This is a genomic window from Ruegeria sp. HKCCA4812, from assembly GCF_013034245.1.
Classification (GTDB): Bacteria; Pseudomonadota; Alphaproteobacteria; order Rhodobacterales; family Rhodobacteraceae; genus Ruegeria.
The window spans coordinates 1-4,477 of record NZ_WQFQ01000021.1; the positions used below are offsets into that span (position 1 = coordinate 1).

The following is a 4,477-nucleotide window of genomic DNA, read 5'->3' on the forward strand; positions in this document are numbered from 1 at the left end:
ATGACCACACCGAAGCGCACGCCTCTCCACTCTTTGCACGTCGAGCTTGGCGGCAAGATGGTTGATTTTGCTGGTTGGGAGATGCCTGTTCAGTATCCTTTGGGGATCATGGGAGAGCATAAGCAGTGCCGTGAGAAGGCGGCGTTGTTTGATGTGTCTCACATGGGTCAGGTGATCCTGCGCGGTGAGAATGTGGGTGAGAAGCTGGAAGCTTTGTGCCCGCAGGCCTATGCGACGCTGAAGGAAGGCAAGGCGCGGTACGGGTTCTTCACCAATGCCGAAGGCGGGATCATGGATGATCTGATCGTGTCGAATGCCGGGGATCATTACTTTGTGGTGGTGAACGCGGCGCTGCGGCATCAGGACATTCCGCATATGAAAGCGAACCTTGGCGGCGTCGAAGTGACCGAGATCTTCGACCGTGCGCTGGTTGCGGTCCAAGGTCCTGCGGCGGAAAACGTGGTGGGGGAACTCTGCCCTGCCGCCCGCGATCTGAAGTTCATGGAAACCACCGTGGCCGATATCAACGGCGTCGAATGCCGCATCTCGCGGCTGGGCTATACCGGCGAGGACGGGTACGAGATCTCGATCCCCGAGGACAAGGCGATCGAGATCACACGGGCTTTCCTGGCGCATGAGGATTGCGAACCGGCTGGTCTGGGTGCGCGCGACAGCCTGCGGCTTGAGGCGGGGCTGTGCCTGTATGGCAATGACATCGACCAGAGCACCTCGCCGATTGAGGCCTCGTTGGCTTGGGCGATCCAGAAGCGCCGCAAGGAAGAAGGTGGGTTTCCGGGTGCGGAGCGTATCCAGCGCGAACTGGCCGAGGGCGCATCGCGCAAGCTGGTGGGCATCAAGCCCGACGGCCGCGCGCCGGCGCGTCAGGGCGTGGAAGTGCAATGCCTTGAGGGCAACACCATCGGTCAGATCACCTCGGGCAGCTTTGGCCCGACGGTGGGTGGCCCGATCGCGATGGGCTATGTGTCCGCGGGCCATGGCACGCCGGGCGAGAAGGTGAACCTGATCATCCGGGGCAAGGCGCAACCGGCGCAGATCGTGGCGCTGCCCTTCGTCAAACAGAATTACAAGCGTTGAAGTCAGGAGAGAGAAGCATGGCAACCTATTATTCCGAAGAGCATGAATGGCTGAGCGTCGAAGGCGACACCGCCACGCTGGGCATCACCAAACACGCGGCTGAACAGCTGGGTGAGGTGGTCTTCGTCGAGCAGCAGGAAGTGGGCGGCGAGTTCGAGAAAGACGGCGAGATCGGCGTGATCGAATCCGTCAAGGCGGCCTCGGAACTCTATGCTCCGGTCGATGGTGAGATCGTCGAGGTGAACGAGGCGCTGGCCGACAATCCCGGCGCGCTGAACGAAGACCCCGAGGGCGAGGCCTGGATCTACAAGATCAAGATTGCGGACGCATCGCAGCTCGAGGATCTGATGGACGAAGCCGGATACAAGGCCTTCATCGGGTAAACCCGAACGGAGTCCCGGCATGGGGCTCCATCGAATCAATTGATGCCGCCGAATTTGGGCCCCGCCCTTCATCTGGCAAGAAATATCCCCGCCGGAGGCTCCCGCAGTCTCCGCCGGCCCTGACCTATCCATGGGAGCGCTGCAATGGCCTTCAAACTGACCGACTACGAAGCCTATGATTTTGCCAACCGCCGCCATATTGGTCCCAGCCCGACCGAGATGCGTGACATGCTCAAGGTGATCGGCTTCAAGACGCTGGACGAGCTGATCGACGCCACCGTCCCACCGGCGATCCGGCAGAAACAGCCGCTGGACTGGGGCCCGGCGATGACGGAACGCGATGCGCTTTTCCACATGAAACAGGTGGCGGGGAAGAACAAGGTTCTGACCTCGCTGATCGGTCAGGGCTATTACGGCACCACCACGCCTGCGCCGATCCTGCGCAACATCCTGGAAAACCCGGCCTGGTACACCGCCTACACGCCGTACCAGCCCGAGATCAGCCAGGGCCGGCTCGAGGCGCTCTTGAACTTCCAGACCATGGTCAGCGACCTGACCGGGCTCGATGTGGCCAACGCCTCGCTGCTGGACGAGGCGACCGCGGCGGCCGAGGCGATGGCGATGGCCAAGCGCGGCGGCCGGTCCAAGGCCAACAACGCGGCCTTCTTCGTCGACAAGAACTGCCACCCGCAGACCATCGCGGTGATCAAGACCCGGGCCGAGCCTCTGGGCATCGACGTGCAGGTCGCCGACCCGGATCAGCTGGACGCGGGCGCGGTCTTTGGCGCGATCTTCCAGTATCCGGGCACCTATGGCCATGTGCGCGACTTCACCGCCGAGATCGCGGCGCTGCATGAACACAAGGCCATCGCCATCGTCGCCGCCGACATCCTGTCGCTGGCGCTGCTGAAGTCACCGGGCGAGATGGGCGCGGACATTGCCATCGGCTCGACCCAGCGCTTTGGCGTGCCGATGGGCTATGGCGGCCCGCACGCCGCCTACATGGCCACCACCGACAAGCTGAAGCGATCCATGCCGGGCCGGATCATCGGTGTGTCCATCGACAGCCGCGGCAACAAGGCCTACCGCCTGTCGTTGCAGACCCGCGAGCAGCATATCCGCCGCGAGAAGGCGAACTCGAACGTCTGCACCGCGCAGGCGCTGCTGGCGGTGATTGCCTCGATGTATGCGGTCTATCACGGCCCCGACGGCATCAAGGCGATCGCGCAATCGGTGCACCGCAAGACCTCGCGTCTGGCTGCCGGTCTGGAAGAGGCTGGCTTTGCCGTGGAACCGGAAGTGTTCTTCGACACCATCACGGTCGAGGTCGGCCACCTGCAGAAGACGGTGATGGAGGCCGCCGTGGCGCGCGGCGTCAATCTGCGCAAGGTCGGCGACACCCGCGTCGGCATCAGCCTGGACGAACAGACCCGCCCCGAGACGATCGAGGCGGTCTGGGGCGCCTTCGGCATCGACCGCAAGGATGACAGCTCGAACAAGCAATACCGCCTGCCGGATTATGCGCTGCGTGAAAGCGCCTATCTGACCCACCCGATCTTCCATCAGAACCGGGCCGAGGCCGAGATCACCCGCTATATGCGTCGTCTGGCCGACCGTGACCTGGCGCTGGACCGGGCGATGATCCCGCTGGGGTCCTGCACCATGAAGCTGAACGCCACGATCGAGATGATCCCGGTCACCTGGCCCGAGTTCAGCAACCTGCACCCGTTTGTTCCGCAGGATCAGGCGCAGGGCTATCACGAGATGATCGCCGATCTGAACGACAAGCTGTGCCAGATCACCGGCTATGACGCGATCAGCCAGCAGCCCAACTCGGGCGCGCAGGGCGAATATGCGGGCCTCTTGACCATCCGCAACTATCACTTTGCGCGCGGCGAAGGGCACCGCAATGTCTGCCTGATCCCGACCTCGGCCCATGGCACCAACCCGGCCTCGGCGCAGATGGTGGGCTGGCAGGTCGTGCCGGTGCAGGCGGATGACAAGGGCAACATCGATGTCGCCGACTTCCGCGCCAAGGCGGAAAAGCACTCGGATCATCTGGCTGCCTGCATGATCACCTACCCGTCCACCCATGGCGTGTTCGAGACCACCGTGCAGGAGGTCTGCCAGATCACCCATGATCACGGCGGCCAGGTCTATATCGACGGCGCCAACATGAACGCCATGGTCGGGCTGTCGCGCCCTGGCGATATCGGCGGCGATGTCAGCCACCTGAACCTGCACAAGACCTTCTGCATCCCGCATGGCGGCGGCGGCCCCGGCATGGGTCCGATCGGCGTCAAGGCGCATCTGGCCGAGCACCTGCCCGGGCACCCGGAATACGGCACCGCCGTGGGTCCGGTCTCGGCGGCGCCCTTCGGCTCGCCCTCGATCCTGCCCGTGTCCTGGGCCTATGTGCTGCTGATGGGCGGCGCGGGTCTGACCCAGGCGACCAAGGTGGCGATCCTGAACGCCAACTACATCGCGGCGCGGCTCAAGGATGCCTATCCGATCCTCTACACCTCGGAAACGGGGCGTGTGGCGCATGAATGCATCCTCGACACCCGGCCGCTGGACGCCGAGGCGCATGTCACCGTCGATGACGTGGCCAAGCGCCTGATCGATTCAGGCTTCCACGCGCCAACGATGAGCTGGCCGGTGGCTGGCACCCTGATGGTGGAGCCGACCGAGTCCGAGCCCATGGCCGAGCTGGATCGTTTCTGCGATGCCATGCTGTCGATCCGGGCGGAAGCACAGGACATCATCGATGGCAAGATCGACGCGGAAAACAACCCGCTGAAAAACGCCCCCCATACGGTGCGCGATCTGGTCGGCGACTGGGACCGCCCCTACACCCGCGAACAAGCCTGCTTCCCGCCGGGTTCCATGGGCGTCGACAAATACTGGTCCCCCGTCAACCGCGTCGACAACGCATACGGTGACAGAAACCTCGTCTGCACATGCCCCCCAATGGACGCATACGCAGACGCCGCGGAATA

The 4,477-nt window shown here is 63.7% G+C and carries 3 protein-coding genes; all 3 read left to right on the forward strand.

The window, feature by feature from the left end:
• Positions 1-1,095, forward strand: coding sequence for a glycine cleavage system aminomethyltransferase GcvT (gcvT, locus tag GOW04_RS21695; protein WP_171233986.1), 1,095 nt, complete (start codon positions 1-3; stop codon positions 1,093-1,095).
• Positions 1,096-1,112: 17 nt separating this feature from the next.
• A complete protein-coding gene (gene gcvH, locus GOW04_RS21700) occupies positions 1,113-1,478 on the forward strand; it encodes a glycine cleavage system protein GcvH (RefSeq protein WP_171233987.1) in 366 nt (121 codons plus the stop codon).
• A 144-nt stretch (positions 1,479-1,622) separates the two neighbouring features.
• Positions 1,623-4,477, forward strand: a 2,855-nt coding sequence (gcvP, locus tag GOW04_RS21705; protein ID WP_171233988.1) for an aminomethyl-transferring glycine dehydrogenase, incomplete at its 3' end; no start/stop codon positions are given.

Excerpts from the sequence above, each read along its gene's own strand:
- gcvT (WP_171233986.1), top strand. The coding sequence starts at position 1 with ATGACCACACCGAAGCGCACGCCTCTCCACTCTTTGCACGTCGAGCTT.
- gcvH (WP_171233987.1), top strand. The coding sequence starts at position 1,113 with ATGGCAACCTATTATTCCGAAGAGCATGAATGGCTGAGCGTCGAAGGC.